23 protein-coding genes are annotated in these 24,007 nt (G+C 31.0%); 19 read left to right on the top strand and 4 right to left on the bottom strand.

Annotation, left to right across the window (positions count from 1 at the left end; all coding sequences use genetic code 11):
- Window positions 1-17: 17 nt before the first annotated feature.
- Window positions 18-1,307 (top strand): nucleotide sugar dehydrogenase, encoded by a 1,290-nt coding sequence (locus AAFP94_RS04945; RefSeq protein WP_316661377.1) that lies wholly within the window; start codon window positions 18-20, stop codon window positions 1,305-1,307.
- Between the two features lie 99 nt (window positions 1,308-1,406).
- Here AAFP94_RS04945 and AAFP94_RS04940 read toward each other — a convergent pair whose 3' ends face one another.
- Window positions 1,407-1,709 (bottom strand): GIY-YIG nuclease family protein, encoded by a 303-nt coding sequence (locus tag AAFP94_RS04940; protein ID WP_316661376.1) that lies wholly within the window; start codon window positions 1,707-1,709, stop codon window positions 1,407-1,409.
- Between the two features lie 180 nt (window positions 1,710-1,889).
- Here AAFP94_RS04940 and AAFP94_RS04935 point away from each other — a divergent pair, with 180 nt between their 5' ends.
- Window positions 1,890-2,858 carry an SDR family oxidoreductase gene (locus tag AAFP94_RS04935; protein ID WP_316661375.1) on the top strand — a complete coding sequence of 323 codons (969 nt, stop codon included), beginning with the start codon at window positions 1,890-1,892 and terminating at the stop codon, window positions 2,856-2,858.
- Between the two features lie 580 nt (window positions 2,859-3,438).
- Here the strand turns inward: AAFP94_RS04935 and AAFP94_RS04930 are convergent.
- The gene (locus AAFP94_RS04930) at window positions 3,439-4,188 is read right to left on the bottom strand and encodes a hypothetical protein (protein ID WP_316661374.1); all 750 of its coding nucleotides are present in this window, start codon (window positions 4,186-4,188) and stop codon (window positions 3,439-3,441) included.
- A gap of 913 nt (window positions 4,189-5,101) precedes the next feature.
- Here AAFP94_RS04930 and AAFP94_RS04925 point away from each other — a divergent pair.
- Window positions 5,102-5,302 (top strand): hypothetical protein, encoded by a 201-nt coding sequence (locus AAFP94_RS04925; protein ID WP_316661373.1) that lies wholly within the window; start codon window positions 5,102-5,104, stop codon window positions 5,300-5,302.
- 153 nt (window positions 5,303-5,455) lie between these two features.
- Here AAFP94_RS04925 and AAFP94_RS04920 read toward each other — a convergent pair whose 3' ends face one another.
- Together AAFP94_RS04920 and AAFP94_RS04915 are read right to left on the bottom strand one after the other, a co-directional pair.
- Entirely contained in the window at window positions 5,456-6,901 is a 1,446-nt protein-coding gene (locus AAFP94_RS04920; protein ID WP_316661372.1) for a hypothetical protein, read from the bottom strand.
- Between the two features lie 28 nt (window positions 6,902-6,929).
- A complete protein-coding gene (locus AAFP94_RS04915; protein ID WP_316661371.1) occupies window positions 6,930-8,525 on the bottom strand; it encodes a glycosyltransferase family 39 protein in 1,596 nt (531 codons plus the stop codon).
- A gap of 304 nt (window positions 8,526-8,829) precedes the next feature.
- Between AAFP94_RS04915 and AAFP94_RS04910 the strand changes: the two genes are divergently transcribed.
- The 16 genes from AAFP94_RS04910 (at window position 8,830) to AAFP94_RS04835 (ending at window position 23,966) form a co-directional block, all read left to right on the top strand.
- Window positions 8,830-9,561 (top strand): glycosyltransferase, encoded by a 732-nt coding sequence (locus AAFP94_RS04910; protein ID WP_316661370.1) that lies wholly within the window; start codon window positions 8,830-8,832, stop codon window positions 9,559-9,561.
- Window positions 9,562-9,599: 38 nt separating this feature from the next.
- The gene (locus AAFP94_RS04905) at window positions 9,600-10,610 is read left to right on the top strand and encodes an STELLO glycosyltransferase family protein (protein WP_316661369.1); all 1,011 of its coding nucleotides are present in this window, start codon (window positions 9,600-9,602) and stop codon (window positions 10,608-10,610) included.
- A gap of 83 nt (window positions 10,611-10,693) precedes the next feature.
- The gene (locus AAFP94_RS04900; protein WP_316661368.1) at window positions 10,694-11,557 is read left to right on the top strand and encodes an ABC transporter permease; all 864 of its coding nucleotides are present in this window, start codon (window positions 10,694-10,696) and stop codon (window positions 11,555-11,557) included.
- A gap of 1 nt (window position 11,558) precedes the next feature.
- A complete protein-coding gene (locus AAFP94_RS04895; protein ID WP_316661366.1) occupies window positions 11,559-12,842 on the top strand; it encodes an ABC transporter ATP-binding protein in 1,284 nt (427 codons plus the stop codon).
- Complete coding sequence (locus AAFP94_RS04890; RefSeq protein WP_316661365.1) at window positions 12,843-13,910, top strand: DegT/DnrJ/EryC1/StrS family aminotransferase; 1,068 nt, start codon at window positions 12,843-12,845, stop codon at window positions 13,908-13,910. It abuts the gene before it with no gap.
- A gap of 11 nt (window positions 13,911-13,921) precedes the next feature.
- Window positions 13,922-14,611 (top strand): WbqC family protein, encoded by a 690-nt coding sequence (locus AAFP94_RS04885; RefSeq protein WP_316661364.1) that lies wholly within the window; start codon window positions 13,922-13,924, stop codon window positions 14,609-14,611.
- Window positions 14,608-15,015 carry a GNAT family N-acetyltransferase gene (locus AAFP94_RS04880; RefSeq protein ID WP_316661363.1) on the top strand — a complete coding sequence of 136 codons (408 nt, stop codon included), beginning with the start codon at window positions 14,608-14,610 and terminating at the stop codon, window positions 15,013-15,015. Before AAFP94_RS04885 ends, AAFP94_RS04880 begins: the two co-directional genes overlap by 4 nt.
- Before the next feature lie 3 nt (window positions 15,016-15,018).
- Window positions 15,019-15,927: a glycosyltransferase family 2 protein gene (locus AAFP94_RS04875; protein ID WP_316661362.1), complete on the top strand. Its 909-nt coding sequence runs from the start codon at window positions 15,019-15,021 to the stop codon at window positions 15,925-15,927.
- A 3-nt stretch (window positions 15,928-15,930) separates the two neighbouring features.
- Window positions 15,931-17,151 carry a glycosyltransferase family 4 protein gene (locus AAFP94_RS04870; RefSeq protein ID WP_316661361.1) on the top strand — a complete coding sequence of 407 codons (1,221 nt, stop codon included), beginning with the start codon at window positions 15,931-15,933 and terminating at the stop codon, window positions 17,149-17,151.
- Window positions 17,152-17,183: 32 nt separating this feature from the next.
- Window positions 17,184-18,224: a hypothetical protein gene (locus AAFP94_RS04865; protein WP_316661360.1), complete on the top strand. Its 1,041-nt coding sequence runs from the start codon at window positions 17,184-17,186 to the stop codon at window positions 18,222-18,224.
- A 27-nt stretch (window positions 18,225-18,251) separates the two neighbouring features.
- A complete protein-coding gene (locus AAFP94_RS04860) occupies window positions 18,252-19,043 on the top strand; it encodes a class I SAM-dependent methyltransferase (protein WP_316661359.1) in 792 nt (263 codons plus the stop codon).
- 3 nt (window positions 19,044-19,046) lie between these two features.
- Window positions 19,047-19,994, top strand: coding sequence for a glycosyltransferase family 2 protein (locus AAFP94_RS04855; RefSeq protein WP_316661358.1), 948 nt, complete (start codon window positions 19,047-19,049; stop codon window positions 19,992-19,994).
- An 8-nt stretch (window positions 19,995-20,002) separates the two neighbouring features.
- Window positions 20,003-20,992: a glycosyltransferase family 2 protein gene (locus AAFP94_RS04850; RefSeq protein WP_316661357.1), complete on the top strand. Its 990-nt coding sequence runs from the start codon at window positions 20,003-20,005 to the stop codon at window positions 20,990-20,992.
- Window positions 20,993-20,995: 3 nt separating this feature from the next.
- Complete coding sequence (locus AAFP94_RS04845; RefSeq protein WP_316661356.1) at window positions 20,996-21,748, top strand: hypothetical protein; 753 nt, start codon at window positions 20,996-20,998, stop codon at window positions 21,746-21,748.
- Between the two features lie 9 nt (window positions 21,749-21,757).
- The gene (locus AAFP94_RS04840) at window positions 21,758-22,975 is read left to right on the top strand and encodes a glycosyltransferase family 4 protein (protein ID WP_316661355.1); all 1,218 of its coding nucleotides are present in this window, start codon (window positions 21,758-21,760) and stop codon (window positions 22,973-22,975) included.
- Window positions 22,965-23,966 (top strand): glycosyltransferase family 2 protein, encoded by a 1,002-nt coding sequence (locus tag AAFP94_RS04835; protein ID WP_316661354.1) that lies wholly within the window; start codon window positions 22,965-22,967, stop codon window positions 23,964-23,966. The genes AAFP94_RS04840 and AAFP94_RS04835 overlap by 11 nt, the downstream gene beginning before the upstream one ends.
- Window positions 23,967-24,007 lie beyond the last annotated feature (41 nt).

Raw genomic sequence — 24,007 nt, 5'->3', positions numbered from 1 at the left:
GAATCTTAATCTTTTCTATGGAGAACACTAAAATTGCTATTATTGGATTAGGGTATGTTGGCCTGCCACTTTCTGTGGAATTCGCCAAACAATTTCCCGTTGTTGGCTTTGATATCAACTCTAAACGTGTTGCAGAACTTAATAGGAGTATAGATAAAACACTGGAGGTTGAACAGGAAGTTTTGCAAGAGGTGTTGCAACATAAAATGTCAGATGCTAATGGTCTATTTATCACCGATCAAATCCATGAGCTCAAAGTTGCTAACATCTATATCGTTACGGTGCCAACACCTACGGACGATTTGAATAAGCCTATTTTTATACCGCTAATTACTTCCAGTGAAACTGTAGGAAGCGTCCTAAAACCTGGTGATCTAGTAATCTATGAATCTACAGTGTATCCTGGTGTTACAGAAGATATCTGTGTTCCCATTCTGGAGAGACAGTCTGGTTTAGTCTTTAATCAAGATTTTTATGCTGGTTATTCACCAGAACGTATCAATCCAGGAGATAAGAATCATACTGTAACTAAAATACTTAAAGTCACTTCTGGTTCGACTCCAGAAGTTGCTCAACGCGTTGATGATTTGTATAAGTCTATTATCACTGCTGGAACCCATATGGCTCCATCCATTAAAGTTGCTGAAGCTGCCAAAGTCATTGAAAACTCACAGCGTGACATCAATATTGCTTTTGTTAATGAGCTATCTAAAATATTTAGATTGTTGGATATTGATACCAAAGCTGTGCTTGAAGCCGCTGGGACCAAATGGAACTTTATTAATTTTACACCTGGTCTGGTTGGTGGGCATTGTATTGGTGTTGACCCTTATTATCTGGCTCAAAAAGCCATTGAAACAGGATATACCCCCGAAATCATATTAGCAGGGCGTAAGATGAATGACAGTATGGGAAGTTATGTCGCTTCTGAAACGGTGAAGATGATGATCAAAAAAGGGACGCGCATTAAAAACAGTAGGGCTTTGGTTTTGGGCATTACCTTTAAGGAAAACTGTCCGGATATCAGAAATTCAAGAGCTATTGATATCATTCGTGAATTTGAAACCTATGATGTTGCCGTTGATGTTTATGATCCCTGGGCGTCGGCTGATGAGGTTCAAGAAGAGTATCAATTGAATTTATTATCATGTCCTACAAAATTGCATACTACGTATGATGCTATTGTTCTGGCGGTTGGGCACCGGGAATTTCTGGAGCTTGATCTAGAACGGTTAAAATCTGATACTGCGGTAGTATTTGATGTGAAGTCGTTGTTTCCTAGACACTTGGTTGATGCGAGGTTGTAAATAAGTTTATCAAAATTAAGTCATATTGTCATTCCTGCGAAGGCAGGAATCCACTTAAAAGTTATAATGTTTTTAAGGTATTAAACTCCGTCAATCAATTTAAAATGTCCAATCTTTGGATAAATCAACCCAATTAGGGTTGTCCTTTTCTATTAAACTTATTTTCCATTCTCGTTTCCATTTTTTCATATTTTTTTCCCGTTTTATCGCATCATTTATATATTGAAACGTTTCAAAATAGATTAATTTTTTTAAACCGTATTTTTTGGTAAAGCCTTCAATCAGTTCGTTTTTATGCTCGAACATTCTGCGCTCCAAATCGTTTGTAACTCCAATATACAAAGTACCGCAAGTTTTATTGGTTAAAATGTAAAGGTAATATTGGTGTATGGTTTTATGCATTACAGTATTAGCTTAATCAGTAGATTCCTGCCTTCGCAGGAATGACAAGTAGGCTTTTGGTTAGTAAATAGGTTTCAGTCTTCATTTTGGCCACATTCAAAGATTAACTCAATGTTATAATTCGTTATTACAAAATACTGTAAAAAACATTACATTTACATTTTAACCCAATCTTAATATATGTACCATAAAAAAGACCTTTCAAAATATTCATTTTTAGTTACAGGTGGAGCCGGGTTTATCGGCTCTAATCTTGTGGGATATTTATTAGATCATGAAGCCAAATTGGTGCGTGTTTTGGATGATTTTTCAAATGGGTATCGAGAGAATTTAATGGAATTTGAGAGTCATCCAGCATTTGAATTGATTGAAGGTGATATCAGGGACTTGCAAACTTGTAAAGACGCTATGCAGGGTATGGATTATGTCTCTCATCAAGCTGCATTGGGCTCTGTACCGCGTTCTATCCATGATCCAGCTACTACCAATACAGTGAATATTGATGGCTTTTTGAATATGCTTATTGCCTTAAAAGATAGTGACACTGTGAAACGCTTGGTATATGCTGCGTCCAGTTCAACCTATGGAGACAGCAAGGCTTTGCCAAAAGTTGAAGCTAGTATTGGTAAACCGCTCTCACCTTATGCCGTTACTAAATATGTGAACGAACTCTATGCCGAAGTTTTTGGTAAAACCTATAACACTGATACCATTGGACTGCGCTATTTTAATGTCTTTGGACCCAAACAAAGCCCTAATGGTGCTTATGCTGCTGTCATTCCTTTGTTTATGCAAGCCTTAAAAGATGGCAAGCGTCCAACCATTCATGGTGATGGTGAGCAAACCCGAGATTTTACCTATATTGATAATGCTGTGCAAGCTAATATTAAGGGGTTTTTTGCTCCTAAAGAGGCCTCTAACGAGGTGTTTAATGTGGCCTGTGGTGAACGCATTAGTGTTAACACTCTATGGCATGTTTTGAGATCTGCTGCACAATCTGATTTGGAAGCTACTTATGGCCCTCAACGACAAGGAGATGTTAAGGATAGTTTGGCTGATGTTTCTAAAGCTGAACGGTTATTAGGGTATAAACCGGAGGTTTCTGTTGAAGAAGGTTTGAAGCGTGCTTGGGATTGGTTTATAAAGTGAAGTTAACTTTATTCTTTTTTAATAATTAATCTTTTTAGTTGGTGTCTTTTACTTTTTTGCATTGCCCAAAAAAGTAACAAAAAAGTCTAGCCTTCGTTTTTTTGTTCACCCGTCACGCTTTATATCCTAAACAAAAAGAACTCAATTCCGTAATACGGAATTTTAAACAGCTTTTGTTTAAACGGATATTTCAGCTACGGGTCCCGAAGTCTAAAACGATGGCAATTTATTCCGAAATTGTTGGAAATTCAAGTTGATTGTGTTTTATTATATATATTGAACTATAGACGGTAAATGTCTGTATTGTAATGACAAGCTAGAGATTGCCACGTCTCCAAATACTTCGGTCTGTATTCCTCGCAATGACAGTTTGTTTTGATTGGTGAGATTCTTCAGTCGCAGGTTCCCTCTGAATGACAAGGAATTCTTCAGTCATGTGCACTCCTTCTCAATTACAAAGAGATTCTTCGGTAGTGTACTCACTTTGAATGACAAGGGACTCTTCAGTCATGTGCACTCCTTCTGAATGACAGAAAAAAGAGGATGCAAAGCATCCTCTTTTACATTCACTTTTATTAATTTAAATAATATCCAACAATTGTAAAGCATTATATGCTCCGTTATTTAGGGCATATTGAATGCTGTTTACTTCCTGATAGAACGCTATTTTTAAAAAGTAAAATGAATTTCCACTGCCTGTAGGCACTGAAGGTGGTGTTAAGGTTACCGTAGACGTCGTGTTGTCTATTGGTAAGTTGACCACCGGACTTGTTATCAAATCATGATCACCAGATGCAAAATCGAGATTTAAGAACCCAGATGTAAGGCTTAAATGTGTGGCCCCTTCTGGTTTGCTCAAGTTTTGATCTGGAATAAAATCGATAATTTCAACTTCACCTGTTGTTGCATTTAAGGTGTAATCTGTTAAGAGTACAGCACTTAAAATTGCATCAATGTTAAAATTGAAACCGATTAGACTCAACTTTCCTTGCGGTGTAGTGATCCCTACTGCCACATTTCTCTGTCCTCTTGGAGAGATCGTATCTGCATTTTTTACTCTGCTCATTACCTGCGTTAAACGCGAGGTTACCCTATCGTCTTTCGCATCGGTTAACAGGTCGAGTATGGCTCTTCGTAACTCTTTGCCACTTGTAGCAGCATTTCCGAATTCGGTGCCATTTTCTCTTGTTCTTGCAAAGGATGGATCGTTTTTAATACGATTTGCACTTACACCACCTTTGGTTTTTACTAAATACCCTTCTTTGCCCTTGTAAAAGGTAAGATCGTCTAGGGTGCCTTCGATCTTTATTATGCTTTTTAATTTTGCCATTTTTATGGAATTTAAAGTATTAAACATTCATTTGTTGCTATGGTGTTGAAGTTCATTTATTACTTGTTGTATAGGCCTCTACAACGATAGTTTATTGCCAAAACACTGATAGCTATTGCAACTTAAATCATAAATTGAGCGGGTGTTTGTTGATTTATCCGGAATATTCTACTTTTGCTTAATTCACAGATATAGTAATATTTTAATCCTTTACTGAAGTCATCATCTACTTTTGTGTCTTATGTTCGTTTTTGATGGTATGGATTTAGTTTTGTTGTTTTTTGCTGTTTTTGCTGTTTTTGTTTATTTGCTTATACCATACACTATCTATACATTAGCCATACTTGATCTATACTTTATCTATAGGTATTTTTAGGGTGTCTTGAGTAAATCCAAGACAATAGATTTGTTAATCTATTATGGTTCCTACAAGTAGAACATATTTTACTGTTATCTATTTGTCATTTAAATTCAGAATAAATTTTGTCTGTTGATGTGTTAGAATATATTGTTTAAGCAGTTTATTTAATTATTGTATTAAAGTATTATAATAAATTGACTGCATATTCATGGTTCAATTACATTATTAGTTTTTCACAGATTTATTATTAATCGATTATAAAATAAAAAACATCGATTAAATACTATATAATTAAGAAAAATATTACACAAAAAATGTAATTCATCGAAAAAAGTTGATTTTATGAATTTATTATTGTATCGAATTTTTAATTTTCCGTCATAATTTACCATTGAAATAAAAAAGTAAAATTATGTGACAAAATTATAAAATTGCTCCAAATTCTATCTCACTAGTAATAGTGCCTATAGGATCAAATTTAGAAATCACATATAAGCATTTATTGATTAAGTGTTGTCAATTTATTTTTTAAGATGAGTTAAATTGATTGATATGATTTTGAGGCGTTTATGTATTAATCCGAAAGATATTGAATGGATCACTGGAAAGAGTCCACGCTGTGCTCGTGAAATTATACGAGACATTAAATTGTTACACCAAAAAGAAAAGCATCAGCTTGTCACCATTAAAGAGTTTTGTGATTATATAGGCTTGCCTTATGATGATGTTTTTAAAATGATAAATAAAATTTAATCATTTTAATAGGAATGATTGATTTTTTTTGGTTTTACTTTATAATATAGTTAACCTTGAGATAGCCTTTATTATACTATAACAAGTATACCAATTCTGACTAAAATCTTGAATTATCTTTTTTGTTATTCAACATCTAAAATTTTTTATAACCTATAAATTTGATTTAATCAATCCAAAAAAAGAACCTAGGTCTACTATGTTGTAATTTTTAAAATACATTTTCCAGTCATGACTTAACCCTATTTTATCTATGATTATATAATTGGGTTTAATTTTAGAATCATAATTAATTGGAACATAAACATGACCTTTTAAATTATTGCATGTAGGTGTGTATATTAGGTCTTCTGTTATATAGTCGCCATTAATCTTATAATTTTGACAATGAGTGATAGGGATAATTTTTGAAGTTAAAATTAATTCTGCTTGACGGCATATTGTATTTTTTGCAAATACTCCAATTTTTGAATCTTCTGGAATTGTGTTTATATATCTTTTTATTTCTTTGTAGGAAACTTCATTATTACTATTTACTGAATGATGTCTTTTGTTTATTGTAAATAAATTACATGAAACGAGAATAAAAAATAAGAGGAAAGAATAATATTGAAAGTAAGCATGTTTCTTTTTGAATATTTCGTTTAGAAAAAGCATCAATAAAAGCACAATCAAAGGAGTAATTACAATAAAATATCTTGGTTGAATTGCATCTATGGAATATGTTGAATTACTATAAATTTGTGCGCATACTTGAATAATTGGAGTGAAGAATATAAAAAACAAAATTGGAGATATCTTCTTTTTTTTAGTAATCAAAATAATTATAACAAAGCAGATAAAAATAAAAATAAGCCATTCTGGACTGAAGTTGTGATATAAAACATTTAAAGTTTGTTTTAAATTATCTATCAAAGAACTAGTTGCACTTTTTCTTTTGCCAGAAATAAACCCTGAAACAAATAAGTTCCAAATAACAACTGTGGAAATTGGAATTGTCGCTAAAAATAACTCAAAACTTTTTTTAAGAATATTTTTATTATTAAAAAAAAGATAAATTAAACCTAAATAAACACTTATAAATCCGCCAATATACCTTTGTAAAGGTAAAAGTGAAATTGATAGAAGAAATAAAACTTTATAATTCTTATTACTGGAATTAATTAGTTTATAAAGGGATAGTACAGAGAATATTAAGAGTACACTATAACCAAGTTCTGTCCAAACAAATCGAAATAAACTCGAGACAGTCAAATTACTAAGGACTACGAAAAGACCTAATACTGAAAAGCCAATATTTTTTAATAATAAATAAAATCCAATTAAAATAAAAAAATAGGATACCCACCAATAGACCAAAATACTTAATATAGTACTTAATCCAATTAGATTGAGAAACCCTAGAGACCAACTATAAAGTGGAGCATATACAGGTTGATGCGTAAAATCTAAATTTTCGCTGATTCTGTTTGCAAAAATGATATACCAATTACTATCATAACTATATCTTATGCCTAGTTTGCTTTGTAGTAAAACCACTACAAGTGCTACAAATGAAAACCACAAATAATGATTTTTATAATTATTATTTAGTATCATTTTATCTTTGGTTTTACTATTTTAAAAATCATTTATCCGTTTTTATTAGAAGAAAAATTTTAGAATTTACTAGATTCGTTATTTCCCCCTTTAATTTATATCCTTGTTTATCAAATTTTTCCAATATTGCCATTTGATTCTCTAAATTATTCCCATGATATTCAAGGTTGCTCACATATAAGATGTGAGAATATGTTTTTAATTCGGGAAATTCTGATATTAAATTACTTTGGGTTGTTGCATAAACATTTGTATTGTCATCTACATGCCACAATATACGTGGCAAAACTCCTCTTCCTGAAGAATCAAGAATAATAGGAGTTCCTGTTGCAATATTTTCAGATATGGCTTTCTCTAGTTTTTTGGAATTTATTTCATATCTTTTAATATTAATTGAGGTATCAATGGTTTGAAAAATTATTATTGGTATAAACATATATGCCATTAGTTTTTGAGGTATTACCAGGTGGAAAAATTGACCAATTAGAATGAAATAGATTGGGACTACAAGCATCATGTATTTTACATTCATTGCATGTAATGGACTATACTGGAAAATATAAAGCGCAAAACTTATGCTTGTAATGATTAATACCGCGAAAATGGGTAACCCTTTATGCGTTCTAAAAAAATGTTTTAATGAATTGACTTTATTTTTTTGCTTTTTGGTGTATTTGATACCCAATATGACACTTCCTGTAAAAGCTATAAATAATGCTAATTTTTGTAACCAGCCGATAGGAATCTTGGGTTTAAATAATTCAATGATGGTATTTCTACAATTTATAGCTCTAGGTATCATATTTTCAACAGAAAAAGCTTGTGCCTGAAACACCTGTCTTTCAAAGGATACATAAAATTCAGGATGGATCATAAAAAAAATAAGTGCTGCAATACCTAATGCCACAACAAACCTAAATAAATGCACCCAGTTTTTTTTTGAAATCATATATATTGCTACATACATTACTGACGTACTTACTAATAACCCAAAATGATAGTGGGTGAGCATTCCTAAAACTGCCGCTATTGTGAGATAAATTAAAGTTCGAACTGATTTTTTTTGTAAATAGGCCAGTAAGCACCATAGATAAAGTACAGAACATAGTGCTAATAAACTGTATTGCCTTGTTTCTTGTGCAGCACTAACAATAGACCCATTAAGTAACCAAAGTAATCCTGCTGCAACTGCGATTAGATAAGAACATTGTAATCTTCGACAAATAATAAATATTAAGATTGAAGTTAATACATGGAAAAATATATTTAAAATCGGTCCAGTGCTTAAATCTATACCTACTATATAACTCCATATATGAAGAATCCAGAAATATAGTGGTGGGTGAATATCATAATGTGCAATATCATATCGAATTTTGTCAAATTGAAAAAATGACGATTCTTTCCAGAATTCTTTCCATTGTGATGCATGAACCCATGTGCCAGTAAGTGTATTATGCTCGTAATATCCTTGATTTCCTGCAGCACTTATATATGAAACACCATCAGCATACGAAATTACCGGTATAACACTAGCTTGCCATTTTAGTAAAAAAACACCAATAAAAATTCCAATTATTAAGATAATTATTGGTTTCCTAAACACCAATACTTTTTTATTCATAAATTCCCTTTTTAAATTGGAAATCGAGAATATTTTTAATTATCAATCTTATTCTTCTACTGAACTTCATTATTTACATTTTTTCTTCTGGTAGTGAATTCATTAGTTTGTGATTAGTCCATATTTATTTTAAGTAAAAATGATTAGGTTCTAAAAATACATTTTTTTTCAGTGATTTTAATTGATAAATGACGACATTGTCTCATAATTAAAATAAAGTTAGAATTGTTCGAAGTGAATTAATTATAATATATTTACGCGAATTAATATAACAAATTTACACCTTCTTTATTCCCAATTCATTATGAAATTTGATTTTGCAGTCATCATTCCTATGGCAAACGAGTCCAATGATTTCGAACCATTTGTGAGTTCTTTGAAAGCGGTCTTAAATAAATTAAAATGTGGCTGCATTTATTTTATTATTGACACTATTTCAAAAGACAATACTTTAGAATTATGTCAGGATTTATCTTCGAAGGATCAGCGATTTACAACTATTTGGGCACCTGAAAACAACAATGTGGTCGATGCTTATATGAGAGGTTATAAAGAAGCTTTATCAAATAATCACCAGTTTATTATAGAAATGGATGCAGGACTATCACATGACCCAAGGGCTTTGCCCATGTTTTTAAGAGTTCTTAATGAAGGCAATGAATGTGCATTTGGAAGTCGTTTTATTAATGGCGGATCTATATTTGAGTCAACATGGAAGCGATCATTTCTTTCAAAGGTAGGAACAATTTTATCTAATGTATTATTGGGAACAAACATGTATGATATGACCTCTGGATTTCAGGGATTTCATGCGGATATTGTTAGTAGGTTTCTAGAATATGATTTGTTATCAAAAGCGCATTTTTATCAAACAGAATTGCGTTATCTGCTGCGTAAAACGCGTTATGCTGAAATTCCAATTCATTATAGAGCACCATCACCTAGTGTCTCAAAAAGGGCAATTCATAATTCATTGCATGTTCTGTTTTTTTATTTTTTGAAACGGATTAAGTTTAATGCAATAGCCATTGGATAGGAAATGTATTTTCTATCACATTAAAATCTAAATCATTAATGAAGAACACTTTTTTAATTATTACCTCAATTGCGAAACAGAATCATCCAGTTCTTATACAATATGCCAAAGAATCTGTTGAAAACAATGTTTCGTTTATTGTCATTGGAGATACCAAAAGCCCAAAAGAATTTAAATTATCAGGTTGTGATTATTATTCCATAAAGCGTCAAGAACTTTTGCCCTTTAAACTGAACGAAGCATTACCATTTAAGCATTATGCACGTAAAAATTTGGGTTATTTATTGGCTATGCAACAAGGTGCTGAAATTATCATTGAAACAGATGATGATAACTTTCCGTTTGAGAGCTTTTGGGATATTAGGAAAAAACAAGTTAAGGCACATTTATTAACTGAAAAAGGATGGGTGAATGCGTATAAGCATTTTACGGATGCTCATATTTGGCCAAGAGGATTTGCCCTTGAAAGAATTAAGGATGAATTTCCTGAACTCAATGATAAAATTACTTTGAATAGCCCAATACAGCAAGGATTGGCTGATGAAAATCCAGATGTAGATGCCATATATAGATTTACTCAACCGTTGCCCATAAAATTTATGAAATCGGATAATCTTGGTTTAGGTCTTAATGCATTTTGTCCATTTAATAGTCAGAATACCACTTGGTTTAAAGAAGCCTTTCTACTTTTATATTTACCATCCTATTGTAGTTTTAGAATGACAGACATCTGGAGATCCTATATTGCTCAACGCATTGCATGGACTTGTGGTTGGTCTGTTTTATTTCATGGAAGTACTGTTTGGCAAGACCGAAATGATCATAATCTTTTAAATGATTTTAATGATGAAATTTCAGGATATGCGAATGCTCAACGCATCTATGAAAGCTTGAGAGATTTAGATTTAAAAGAAGGCATTGAAAACATTGCTACTAATATGATAATATGCTATCAAAAATTTATCGATTTGGAACTTATTGATGCCTCTGAAATGAATTTACTTGAATGCTGGATTCACGATGTTATGCATATTAACGACTTTGAATAAATCAGCTTCGTTTAATATATTATTTCCACCACTCTGATGGGATAAAATTATTATATTAGCATTTGAATTGAAACCCCGATGATTTGAACACTTTAAAGGACGAGGAGTGGCTTTATACCATTTCATCCAAACGCAAGCTTATTGTTTTTAATTTTAAGGAGATTTGGCAATATCGCGATTTACTCATGTTATTTGTGAAACGAGATATTGTTACTGTTTATAAACAAACTATTTTAGGACCTTTATGGTATTTAATACAGCCCTTATTTACGGCCTTGACATTTACCATTATTTTTAATAAGGTTGCCAATATTGAAACAGGAAGTGTGCCTCCATTTCTATTTAATTTGGCTGGTATTTCAATCTGGAACTATTTTAGAAGCTGTTTGACCTCTACTTCCAACACCTTTGGTAGTAATGCAGGTATTTTTAGCAAGGTTTATTTCCCCAGAATTATTTCCCCTTTATCAGTCGTTATTTCCAATTTAGTTAAATTTGCCATACAGTTAGTCATTTTTATAGGCTTCTATTGGTATTATGTCAGTAGCGGTGCCGCAGTAAAAATTAATTCCACTATCATATTGTTCCCGGCACTCATCATTTTGATGGGACTATTGGGTTTAGGATTAGGAATGATCATATCTTCCATGGTTACAAAATATCGTGATTTGAAGTACTTGCTCAATTTTGGTGTGCAACTGCTTATGTATACTTCGGCTGTTATGTATCCATTAGGTCTGATGCGAGAAAAATTACCACGTTTTGCGTGGTTGGTTGAATATAATCCGATGGCGTATATCATTGAGTCTGCTCGATATATGTTGTTAAGTTCGGGAGATTTTTCTGTAAAAGGGTTACTTTTTACAACACTAGCAACACTTTTAATAATGATTGTTGGCATTGCGATTTTTAATAAAACCGAAAAAAGCTTTATTGATACTATTTAATATGTTGAAACCAGATCACCATATCATATTAAAAATAGAAGATGTTTCTAAACAATACCGATTAGGACTTGTAGGAACTGGCACTTTAAGTGATGATTTAAAACGTTGGTGGTATACTATACGAGGCAAAGAGGATCCTTTTCTAAAAGTGGGTGTGCTCAATGATCGTACTGCCAGTTTAGACGCTGATTATGTATGGGCGTTAAAAGAAATCAATATTGAAGTCAAAAATGGTGAGGTTTTAGGAATTATTGGAAAAAATGGTGCTGGTAAATCCACTTTGTTAAAATTGTTGTCCCGAATTACTATGCCAACTACTGGAACTATAAAAACTAAAGGTCGCATTGCATCCTTGTTAGAAGTTGGTACCGGATTTCATCCAGAACTTACTGGAGTTGAGAATATTTATCTAAATGGGGCCATTTTAGGAATGACCAAATCAGAAATTAAGTCTAAAGAAGCAGAAATAATTGATTTCAGCGGGTGTAAACTCTATATTGATACGCCAGTAAAACGTTATAGTTCGGGTATGCGTGTCCGTTTGGCTTTTGCTGTAGCCGCTTTTCTCGAACCAGATATATTAGTGATTGATGAAGTGTTAGCGGTTGGTGATGCAGAATTCCAAAAAAAGGCTATTGGGAAAATGCAAGATATTAGTAAAGGCGAAGGCCGTACGGTCTTATTTGTAAGCCATAATATGGCATCGGTAAAATCTTTATGCACTCGAGCAATTGTATTAGAACATGGTAATATTGTTTTTAATGGTGATACTGATCATGCCATTGATTATTATTTAAAACAGGGCTCTTTAACAACTGTTGCTAAAGCATTTGCAAGCGAATCGTTTGAGTCTTCAATTTTTAAAATACATCAAATTTCTGTAAAAAATAAAGATCGTGAGCTTGGTTCACCAATCGTTGAAAACAAACCTATTGAGTTTACCATCAATCTTGAAATTAAATCTGAACAACCTGAAAAGTATCATATCACGTATCATTTATTTAATGAAAATGGCGAACCCTTATTCTCATTTTCAAATATAGGTGAAGATAATCAATTGCTTAATGGACAAAATATATTGGCCTGTTATTTTCCAGAGTCTTTTTTACAGTCAGGACAGTATTTTTTATCACTATTCATCGTAGAGAATAAGAAAAGAGCCATTTTTATTGAACGGGATATTCTTAATTTTGTCGTTGTAGATTCAGGAAGAGAGATTGGCACCTATATGGGTAGAGAACCTGGGTCTATTCGACCACGTTTTGAATGGAGAAAACTCAATTAAATGATAAACGTAACAAAGACTTTTTTACCAGATCAATCGGAATACCAAGCTATTTTAAGACAGGCATGGGATACTGGTTGGATCACCAATCGTGGTGCTTTGGTACAGGAGTTGGAAGAAAAATTGAAGACGCATTTGGTTGTGCCAAACATTATTCTTACCACTAATGGGACCTTACCCCTGCAAATTGCTATTAAGGCATTAGAATTAAAAGGCGACATTATTACTACGGCATTTAGTTATGTTGCTACTACCTCCAGTATTGTATGGGAAGGTTGTAAACCAGTATTTGTAGATATACATCCTGATTATTTAACCATAGATGAGTCTAAAATTGAAGCTGCTATAACATCTGAAACCACTGCTATTTTAGTCACGCATGTGTTTGGTAACCCATGTGATGTTGAGGCTATTGATACTATCGCCAAAAAACATAATTTAAAAGTTATTTATGATGCAGCGCATTGTTTTGGAGTAACATACAAGGAACAATCGATCTTTAACTATGGTGATGTCAGTACCTGCAGTTTTCATGCAACCAAGCTGTTTCATACGGGAGAAGGAGGCGCCTTATTCACTAATTCAGAGACCTTATCTTCCTCTCTTTTTTCACATCATAATTTTGGGCATCATGGTCAAGAACATTTTCAAGGCTTGGGCATCAATGCCAAAATGAGTGAATTGCAGGCCGCCATGGGTTTGGCTGTTTTGCCTTATATAAATCTTATTTTAGAGGCAAGAAAAGAATTAGTAGCGTATTATAAGGATAATCTAAAATTGTTACCTACAATTAAAATACGTCCAGAAACTTCCTGGAATTATGGGTATTATCCAGTTATTTTTAGTGATGAGAGTCAGTTGCTAAAGATAAAAAGTGCCTTAAATGCTGAACACATTTTTCCTAGACGTTATTTTTATCCAAGTTTAAATACATTGCCTTATGTTAAGCATATAGATTGCCCTATAACTGATGGCGTTGCACCGGCCATACTCTGTTTACCGTTATACTATGGGTTATCTCATGAGAAAATAAAACGTATTTGCACTATTATTAGAGCACAGTTATGAAAATTGCCATCATGCAACCCTACATTTTTCCTTATATAGGTTATTTTCAGCTTATCCACGCTGTCGATACTTTTGTGTTTTACGATGATGTTCAGTTTATTAAAAAGGGTTTTATAAATCGCAATTCTATTTTAGTTAATGGGACAAGTTTTCAGTTTACAATTCCTTGTAAATCAATTAGTCAAAATAAATTAATCAAGGATACTGAATTGGCTTTTACTGAAAAGGCTAAAGTTACATTTTTAAAAACCATTCAACATGCTTATCAAAAAGCACCATTTTTTGATAAAGTATTTCCATTGATAGAAAGTTTTATTGTTAATGACACCTCACAATCTATATCTGAATTAGCAATAGATAGTGTGAAGTGTATCACAAACTATTTAAATATACAAAAGCAGTGGAGGATTAGTTCTCAAAATCATGATGACTCAAAACTATTAAAAAAGGAGATTAGGCTTATTCAAATAGCTAAGCACGAAAAAGCTTTGACCTATATCAATTCTATTGGCGGATTTGATTTATATGACAAAGAAGATTTTGAAGAGCATGATATACACATTAATTTTATAAAACCGAAGCAAATAATCTATAAGCAATTTAATAATATTTTTGTGCCAGGATTATCTATCATTGATGTTATCATGTTTAATTCCATTGAGGACATTGAATCACTAATAAATCAATTTGAACTAGTATGAGACAACAAATTGTAGGATTATTAGAAGAACTCAACAGCGTTAATAATGGTTATTTTGTAGAGACCGATATTAATGACTATGTTGATAAAATTTTAAAAAAAGCCGTACTTATTGAAGTAGATAAATCGGGTATTCTTGTTGGTTTTATTGCCTACTATGCTAATGATATTGCAAGTGAAACTGCTTATTTAACTATGTTAGCTGTTAAGCCATTATATCAGAATGAAGGCTATGGGAAACATTTATTAGATTTATCAATTAAGGATATTAGAGATAAAGGATTTGTGAAGTATGGCTTGGAAGTTTTAAAAAATAATTTTCAAGCATTTAAATTTTATGAAAATCAAGGCTTTAAAACTATTAAGTCCCGTGGTGATTTTTTATACATGGAAAAACCCTTATAAAGCATGAAAGTGAGTGTCTTAATGATAACATACAATCATGAAAAGTATATAAGCCAAGCCATAGAAAGTGTCTTATCTCAAAAAACGGATTTTGATTTTGAACTTATAATTGCTAATGACTGTTCTACAGATGATTCCGATGGTATTATTAAATCTTATTTAAAGCAAAATACCCATATAAAATATTATTCGCATCAAGAAAATATTGGGATGCACCTTAATTTTAAGTTTGCATTTTCTAAAGCAACAGGAGACTATATTGCATTGTGCGAAGGTGATGACTATTGGATAGACGATTTAAAATTACAAAAGCAAGTTGATTTTTTAGAGGCCTACTCCAATTATAGTTTATGTTTTACACGCTTTAATACTTTTAATGAAAAAACGAAAGTATTATCTTTAGATTTTAATCAAAAATATTTCAGTGAAATAGACTCAAAAGCCTTTATAGATTTTGATTTTAAAAAATTCTATAAAGGTTGGCATATAGGTAATCAAACACTAATGTTTAGAAATGCTTTTTTTTATATTCAAAAAACTAATGAATTTAAATATTTTAGAGATGCTCATTTAATAGCAATGCTTCTAAAAGAAGGGAAAGGAGCTTGCTTGAATTTTGTAGGAGCTACATATCGAATACATGATGAAGGGATACATAGCTCTGTTAGTAAATATGATGGTTTTAGAATAGGTTATGAAACCTATAAAGAAATTTATTTAAGCAATCCGAGTAACCAATTTTTAAAGAAAAAATACGTATCATGGTTTCGTAATTTTATTAATGCCAATATACAAGAAGGTTATTTGTTTAAAGCCTTTAAAATGAGCATTCAGCTTTTCATTATAAATTGGTCATTCATTGAATTTCTAAAAAACTTAAAACGTATTCTAACAAAAGCAATTAAAAACTAAAAAATGCCACCTTTAAAAATTGCCGTGGTTGTAGGACAATTTCCGACGATTTCAGAAACATTTATAGTCAACCAAATAAGGTTTTTGAAATCACAAGGTCATCAGGTACATATATATTGTTTTAAAAAAATAAAAATTGGTATTCACCCTAGTGACGACATACATTTTAAGGATGTAAAGCTTCTTGAATGGCAACACTTTATGCCAAAAAATAAATTAAAACGTTTTTTTAAAATATTTTCTATTCTAATAAAGTCTATAAATTTTTCTATCAGACTTGATCTTATTAAAAGGTTTAATCTTTTTAAATATAAAAAAGATGCCTTTAATGGGTATGTTTTTTTTAGACGTTATTTTGAACTTTATTTTGAGATCAACAACTATGATGTTGTGCATGTTCATTTTGCAAATCATGCGGTAAGACTCTTAAGACAGTTAGAAATATTTCAAAAACGAATCATCGTTAGTTTTCATGGGTTTGATGCCCATAATTATGATCACCAATTTTACAACGGTTTATTAAAACTTAAAACTATTTGTTATACTACTAACACAGCATATACAAAGGACAAGATTATTGATTTAGGATTTCCTGATCATCTGATAACCATATTACCAGTCGGATTAGACACGAATTTTTTTAAACCAACACAAAACCTTAAAAAATCAGAAAGGTTTAATATCCTTTTTGTAGGACGTTTAGTGGTGTTAAAATCTCCTTTATTAGCGATTAAAATTATTGAGCAATTAGTAAATCAAAATATTACAAATTTGCTTCTTACCATTGTTGGAGATGGTGAAGAGTTCCAAAGGTGTGAAGATTATATTGTTAGTCATGAATTAGAGCCTTATATCACTTTAAAAGGGAGTCAAAATCAGCTTGAAATTGTTGAATTGATGAATAGTTCAGATATGTTTTTGTTACCGGGAATTAAAGATGATAATAACAAAGCTGAAGCTCAAGGGCTCGTTATTCAAGAAGCGCAGGCTATGCAGTTGCCAGTCATTATTTCTGATGTAGGTGGTATGAAAGATGGTGTTTTAGATGGTAAAACTGGATTTGTACTTAAAGCTCATGATATTGATGCCTTTGTAAAGTGTATTCTGTATTTAATAGAGCATCCAAAAGAGCGGATTGCCATGGGTAGCGCAGGAAGAAAATTTGCTGTAAAAAACTATGATATATCAGTTTTAGGTCAACAATTACTAGATTTATACAGATAAGAATCTGAATTTTATTTCGGTTTATAATTATTATGACACAATTATTAAGACAATTATTACTTTTCAGTTTGTTAATTTTGATAACGGTAGCAGTTTACAATATTGTAATTGATCCATATGGCGTTATCAGGGGTGATATGAGCAAGCAATTTACTACTCCAAATGAACGTTATTTAAAAGTTAAGCATGTAATACAAAATCCAAATTTATATAATTCATATTTCTTTGGTTCTTCAAGAGTATCCTTTATTAATACTAAAAAAATTAACGATAATAATACATGGTATAATTTGTCATATTCTGCAGGAGTTCCAGGAGATTTTTTGTATGATCTGAAGACAATGAAAAAAAATGGAGTGTGTATTGAAAATCTAGTTATTGGAATAGATGACCTTTCATATTATATTGATCCACAGATTCACTTGACTCAAGATTTGAGAAAACCTTTTAAAAATAGATTTAATCCTTTAATTGAATACATTTCGCTCATACCCTCAATAGAGTTTATTAAAACTAGAGAATTAAGGAAAAAATTACGATTTCAAGGGTTTTATGATATTTATGATTCTGGAGTTAGTCATTTTTTGGGTAAGGATGGTTGGATAGAACGTCATCCTGAAGCTCATATCAACGATCCTAAATTTTTGGTACCAAAATGGGATGAAGATTTGTATAAGAGTAGAATTGAGCCTGCACTTGATGAAATTAAAGCAATCATTTTAATTTGTAAACAAGAAAATATTGATCTTACATTTTTTTTTACTCCGTTGCATGTTCAAACTTATTTAAAGCAGCATTTTAAAGATTATTCTGAATTCTTATTACAGTTATCTCAACTTACTTCGTTTTATGATTTTAGTGGTATTAATGCTATTACCATTGATAATTATAACTACTATGAAACATCTCATTTTAGGCCATTTATTGGAGATATGATGTTAGATAGACTTTTCCGTGAAGAACGTAGTGAGTTTGGAGTATTAGTTACATCGGAAACAATAGATTCTGTAATATTACAAAAGCAAAAGGATATAACTGAATATAAATTAAAGAATAAAACACCTTATAATTAATAATAAGTATATGATTAAAATTTAATAATGATTAAAAATAAAGTTAAAGAATTACTATCAAAATCTTTGAAGAAAAAGCTTTATACCTTTTTTAAACCCATCATAAATTATTATTATAATAAAGGAAATAAGGTGTCATGTATTATATGTAAGTCTCAATATAGAGTTTTTAGATCTTATGGTATTGATGTAAGACCTAATGCGTTATGTGTTAACTGTGGTTCACTGGAAAGACATAGACTTATTTGGAGTTATATTCATAATAAAACAGACTTATTAAAGAGTGGAAAAAAAATAAAAATTTTGCATTTTGCTCCAGAAAAGTTTTTTTATAAACTCTTTGATTCCTGTAATCATATTGATTATTTCCCTTGTGATATTGCCCCAGATATTTATAATTATAAGAATGGTAAAACAGAAGTCATAAAGATTGATATCAATCATATTGAATTTAATAATAATACTTTCGATTTCATTCTATGTAGTCACGTATTAGAACATATTGAAGATGATAAACAAGCGATGAAAGAACTTTTAAGAGTTATGAAACCAGATGGTTATGGTATTTTTTTGGTGCCATTAGATTATAGCAGGGAACATACTTATGAGGATTTTTCAATAGCTTCACCAGAAGAACGATTAAAGGCATTTAAGCAAGATAATCACGTCAGGATTTATGGGAAAGATTTTAAATTACGTCTGGAAAATGCAGGATTTAAAGTGAATGAGGAGTCATATGCAAAAACCTTTACAGTTGAGGATATTTATAAATATGGATTTGAAGAAAATGAAATAATATATCATTGCAGTAAAACTTAATATATGACACCTTTAGTTTCTGTAATAATTCCTGTTTTTAATCGTGAAAAATTAATATTAGAGACACTTGAATCTATTTCTGCTCAATCTTATGAGCATTGGGAGTGTTTAGTTATTGATGACAGAAGCACAGATCTAACGGTTAATGAAATAAAAAAATATTTAACAAAGGATAATAGAGTTAAGGTATTTATTCGACCATCCAATAAACCTAAAGGCGCTAATGCATGTCGGAATTATGGACTTGAATTAAGCAATGGTACTTATATTAATTGGTTTGATAGTGATGATATCATGCATCCTGATAAAATACGATTACAAATAGAAGCATTAGAATCTAGCAATAATCCTTTTTGTGTGTGTCAATCCTATATTTTTAAAAATGATATTAAAAACGTTATCGGGTTTCAAACCGATTTTATTACTTCCAAATCGCCTTTTGATGATTTTTTAACAAAAAAGATAGTTTGGTTAACCCAATCTCCAATATTTAGAAAGGATTTTTTAATTGAAAATGATTATCTATTTGATGAAGATCTACAAGCTGGACAAGATTGGGAAATGTTTTCCAGAATACTATTTAATAATAGTAATTATATTCCTATTGAAAAACCTCTGGTATATTTGCGCCAACATAAAAATAATACCTCAAGAGGTAAGAATGAAGAACAACTTTGGTATTATTTTTTGGCACGTTATAAAATTTATGTAAAATTTAAAGACTCACTTTCTTTTGAAAATATTGAATATCTTAAATGTTATTTTTTAAATTCATTTAAACTTTTATTAAGATATAAACAATACAATAAATCATATAATGTATGGAAAATGGCATTGATTACAGATAAAACCTATACAATTAAACAGCATTTTTATTTCATTCTTTCAATGTTGAGTTTTGTGATGTTTAGAAAAGGAGATAAGTTTATAAATAAATTAGAAAGAAAATAATATATTTTATGATTGAACATAAAAATATTGATTTGCCATTAGTTACAATAATTATTCCCGTTTTTAATCGTCATAATCTTATAAAAATCGCTTTGGATTCAGTCTTAAATCAGACATATAATCATTGGGAATGTTTGGTAGTAGATGATGGTTCAACAGACAATACTATAGATTCTATAAAATATTATAGTCAAAATGATAAAAGAATAAGGTGTTTTCAAAGACATCGTAAACCTAAAGGCGCACCAACCTGCAGAAATATTGGTTTAAATAATGCCAAGGGTGATTATGTCATTTTTTTAGATTCTGATGATTATTTATTACCCTTTTGTTTAGAGAAACGTATTGAAGCAATTAAGCAATATCCTAATTGTGATTTCTTGGTGTTTCCTATGGGCGTAAAAAAAAGAAATAATATAAAGAAAAAAGACATGTCAACAAATAACTTGTATTTAGTTGAATTCTTATCAGCTAATGTTATTTGGCAAACCATGTGTCCAATTTGGAAAAAATCTTTTATCAAAAAATTAAATGGTTTTACTGAAGGTTATCCTCGATTTAACGATCCCGAATTAATGATTCGAGCTTTATTACACCATAATGTTAATTTTAAGGTATTACATGATTTAAATTATGACTCGGTTTTTTCACCTAGTATAAAAAAGGATACCATTTTCATCAATAAAATATATAAAAGTCTACAACTTTTTATTCCAGATACGGTTGCAAACCTAAAAAAGTCCAATAACTATAGTTACAGGTTTTATTTAATTGGATATTTACATTATTGGTTTAAATATGTTTATGTTCCTTCAAACTCTAAAGATATTATACAGTCAATGAAACTACTTAACATGTTTAAAATCCATAACATAATTTCAGGTCTTAAATGGATGGATTTAACGGCAAGATTAAAAATCTATATTACAAGTAAATTAATCATGGGTAAGCCAATGGATAAACTTACACAAAAGGCAGTTTATATTAAGCATAAATAAAACATGAAATACTTTTTATTATCAACAAGTAGGTCAGGTAGTGATTTGTTAAGGCATTTATTGATCAATATTTTTTCTGAAAACTATGATGGTCCTGATGAGTGGATTGTTCACGCTAAAACAAGGCTAAACCTTGGTCTTCCTGAAAATTATGAAGAGGCTATGAAAATGGTTTTAGATAATCCTGACGCATTGATTAATAGAATGTCTCCAAATTCACATAGAAAAGTGATGTATATTCATTTAGGGAAAACCAGTAATTTACCAAAGCATATCCCAGTGATACACTTAATCCGGAAAGATTCTTTGGCACAGGCCATTAGCTACTGGATCATGAAAAAACAGGTGATTCCTCCTCATGTTAAAAAAGAAGAGCATCAAGCGTTGAGAAATAAAAATATTGTTATACAAATAAATTATGACGAAGTAGAAGCCCTTGCAAAATGGTTTTACAGGCAAAAGCAAAATTGGTATTATGCACTTAAAAAAAGACCCAATACATTGTTATTTTATTATGAAGACCATTTGGAAAATAACGAGGTATTCAAAAATACGACCTTACCTAGAATAGAAGCCTTTTTAAATAAAAAGAGGCAAGAGAAAGATTTTGATTTTCCTTTTAAGAAAACAAGTACACTTTACACGATTGAAAATTTAGATCCAGATAAAATAAAAAAACTCACGAAGAAATACTATTTTAAGCCTTCTTCTAAATATTGGTTGAAGCATCAAATAAAATATTTATTGGGAAAGTAAGCTCATTATATGGGAAGCTTTGAAAAGAACATAAAAATTTGTTTTGTTACACGAGAATATGCCCATCCTCACATGGGTAAAACTGGTGGTATTGGTGTGTTTTTAAAGCAGTTTACACAAGAACTTAAACAGCATCATTTTGACATCGTCATTTTTACTTTTGGGGCAAACCCATTAAAATTTAATGATGCTGGTGCAAATATAGTTAGGATTAGAGATTTAAGTCGTTTTAATGAATGGATTAAGGCTCCGTTACGAAGACATAAAGTTCCTGGTTATATTACCGTGAAGTTAATTTTAGAGTTTATAAATCGCTTTTATATCTCCATGTATTTATCGGTATTTGTTTTGAAACATAAATTTGATGTGATAGAATTTCATGATTATGGTGGTGATGCTCCCTATTTTATTGGACGTATAACTAAAATAGTACGTTGTCATGGTTCGGCAAATACCTTACATCAGTTTATGGGTTACGGTAAAAGGCTCACCGACTTTATTTTTGAAAGGCATTTTTTTAAACGATTTCATAACCATGTAATCGCTGTTTCTAAATATTCGGCAGAAACTACCAAGCAGGCTTTTCAGCTTAAAAAAATGCCCAAAGTCATTTATAGTGGTATCCAAGTTCCAAGTGCTAAGTCAAAATCAAGATATATTGATTTACCTACCGTTCCATACACCATTTTTTATTTTGGGTCTATACGTGAGCGTAAAGGTATTGATATTGCCTGCAGAACTTTTAATGCGATTGTTGTAAAATATCCTGACGCCACGTTTCATGTATTGGGAAATAATAACAACGATTATTGGAATACTGATGCGAAGCATATTTTATCAACACAAGCTTTACAAAACACCACATATTATGGAGCCATACCTAATGTTGAGATAAATAACTATTTACAAAACGCACATGTGGTTTTATTTCCATCTTTTGGCGAGAACTTCTCTATAGCCTTATTAGAAGTTATGGCCTTGGGTAAAATTGTAATTGTGTCAGATATACCTTCATTTCATGAAATTATAAAACACGAAGAGAATGGTTTTATCGCTAAAAATGATGACGATTATGTAAAATTGGTTGAGAAGGTATTTAATCAAGCAGTCGATATAAACACTATCTCAAAACAAGCTTTAAAGACCATAGTAGCTAATTTTGAACGTAAACAGGTCATAAAGCAAAATATTAACTATTATAAATCACTAGTGTCATTTGAATCCTAAAGATAACTCAAATACTGCTCCAATAATTTCAGTGGTTATGGCAACTTTTAACGGTGAGCGTTTTATTTCTGAAGCCATACAGAGTATTTTAGATCAAACCTTTAAGGATTTTGAATTTATTATTGTTGATGATGGCTCTACTGATAATACGGCACAGGTTATTCACTCATTTAAAGACCATAGAATTATTTATGTGAAAAAGGAGATTAATTCTGGAATCGCAGATAGTTTAAATGCAGGAATTGCTAAAGCAAAAGGCAAATATATTGCCAGAATGGATGACGATGATGTGTCTATGCCCATGCGATTTGAAAAGCAATTACGTGTTTTAGAGAATGACCCAAACATTATTTTTTGTGGTACAATTGCGCAAGATCATTCTGGAAAACCAATAGTAAGCCCAGAACATCATGACGATATATTATTGCGATTGTTTTTCTTTAGAAACCCTATATTTCACCCAACAGCGCTTATCAGAAAATCCATATTATTAAAACACAAATACCGTCCTGAAATGGTACCAGCCGAAGACCACGATCTATGGAGTAGGTTACTTTTTCAAGGCCGATTTTACCAAATACAAGAACCACTTTTATACGTAAGATTGCATCAAACAAGTATAACGGCTAGAAGGCGGCAAGAACAATTACAACACAATGTGTCTATTTCAAAATTTGTACACCATAAAGTTGGGTTTAAACCATTAAAAAATCATGATGAGCATATACGAATCATGGCATCGCACGATTATTCTATTCATGGTATAGAATTAAGACGACTTATTAAATGGATCAAAAATTTAAAGAAAGTCAATAAAAAAATAGGTAAATTCCCTAAAGAAAAATTTAATATAGTAGCAAATGAGTGCCTGAAACGGTTTATAACCTCTTATTTTACAAGCAATAAAATAACTAAAAAAGCTGTTTCTTTTTTATACCTAACTAATGTATATAAAATATATATTATTAAGTTATATTCTAATAAGTTATGATTTTAAAAATGCCAATGAACCCTTATTTGTTCATATTTTCA

Source organism: Gilvirhabdus luticola (assembly GCF_040117515.1).
Lineage (GTDB): Bacteria > Bacteroidota > Bacteroidia > Flavobacteriales > Flavobacteriaceae > Gilvirhabdus > Gilvirhabdus luticola.
This window is presented reverse-complemented; position numbering and strand designations above follow the sequence as displayed.